Raw genomic sequence first — 1,460 nt, forward strand, 5'->3', positions numbered from 1 at the left:
ACGACGAAAACGGCGGCACGCTGGCCAGGCTCTATTCCTCCGGCGGCGAAAAGTTCGACGGCCAGACTTCCAACGGCCAGCCGATCTCGCTTACAAGGTAGGGCGGACCCTCCACTATTGTTTCACGCAGTTTCGGATGACAAGCCGCTTTCCGAAATTGCCCGAGAACGACGTGACCTATGCACCTGCGTGACGGCCTTCAGACGCATGCGACCGTCAGGCAGCGCTACGACCATCTGGTGGAAACCGGCGTGGTCGAACGCGATCCGGCGCAGGAGCGCGTCGTCGCCGCGCTCGACCGGCTGACCGACGAGATCTCCGCAAAAAGGCTGGCGCAGAAATCGAGCGCGCTGGGCTGGCTGTTCGCGCGCAGCAACAAGCCGCGCGAGGCCGTCAAGGGCATTTACATCCATGGCGGCGTCGGGCGCGGCAAGACGATGCTGATGGACATGTTCTTCGATCTCCTGCCGGTCAGGCGAAAGCGCCGCGTCCATTTCAACGATTTCATGGCCGACGTGCAGGACCGCATCCAAAAACACCGGGCGGCGCGCAAGAACGGCGATGTCAAGGAAGACGATCCGATCCCGCCGGTGGCGAGGGCGCTGGCCGAGGAGGCCTGGGTGCTGTGCTTCGATGAGTTTTCGGTCACCGACATTGCCGATGCCATGATCCTGTCGCGCCTGTTCTCGGCGCTGTTTTCCAAAGGCGTCGTGCTGGTCGCCACCTCCAACGTCGCGCCTCATGACCTTTATCGAGACGGCCTCAACCGGCAGCTTTTCCTGCCCTTCATCGGCCTGCTCGAACGTCATGCGCATGTGCTGACGCTGGATGCCGAAAAGGACTACCGGCAGGAAAAGCTCAACCGCTTGCCGATCTATGTCACGCCCGCCGACGCCGCGGCCGACCGCGCGCTCGACGACGCTTGGAAGACGATGACACATGGCAGGCCGACCGCGGCGATGACGCTGACGCTGAAAGGGCGTCAGCTCGTGGTGCCGCGCGCTGCCGGCGATGCCGCCCGTTTCTCCTTCGCCGATCTCTGCGAAAAGCCGCTCGGCGCGCGCGACTATCTGGCCATCGCCGACCGCTTCTCGACCGTCTTCATCGACCATGTGCCGGTGCTCGGCGAAGGCAAGCGCAACGAAGCCAAGCGTTTTATTCTGCTCATCGACACGCTTTACGACCACCACATGCGGCTGGTGATGAGCGCCGCCGCGCCCCCCGAGGTGCTCTACATCGCCAGGCGCGGCACGGAAGTCTTCGAATTCGAGCGCACTGCCTCGCGACTGATCGAAATGCAGAGCCGCGACTGGCTGGAAGGCTGGGCGGAGAGGCGGCAAGTCGGGGCGGAACCCGCGGAGGCGCGGCAGGCGTGAACGTAGCCGCCTGGAGTCGTCATCCTTAGACAGAGCGACGCGAAGCGATAAGCGCTTCGTCGCTTGAATGCGCACCTGCCAAAC

At 63.7% G+C, this 1,460-nt stretch carries 1 protein-coding gene and 1 pseudogene; both read left to right on the plus strand.

Features of this window, described 5'->3' with window-relative positions; all coding sequences use genetic code 11:
- Window positions 1–101: pseudogene (locus tag EOA60_RS39380) on the plus strand (protease inhibitor Inh/omp19 family protein); the annotation flags it as partial.
- Window positions 102–179: 78 nt separating this feature from the next.
- Window positions 180–1,376: a cell division protein ZapE gene (zapE, locus tag EOA60_RS32675; RefSeq protein WP_095825159.1), complete on the plus strand. Its 1,197-nt coding sequence runs from the start codon at window positions 180–182 to the stop codon at window positions 1,374–1,376.
- Window positions 1,377–1,460 lie beyond the last annotated feature (84 nt).

This window comes from Mesorhizobium sp. M1A.F.Ca.IN.020.06.1.1, from assembly GCF_004023265.1.
Taxonomy (GTDB): Bacteria; Pseudomonadota; Alphaproteobacteria; order Rhizobiales; family Rhizobiaceae; genus Mesorhizobium.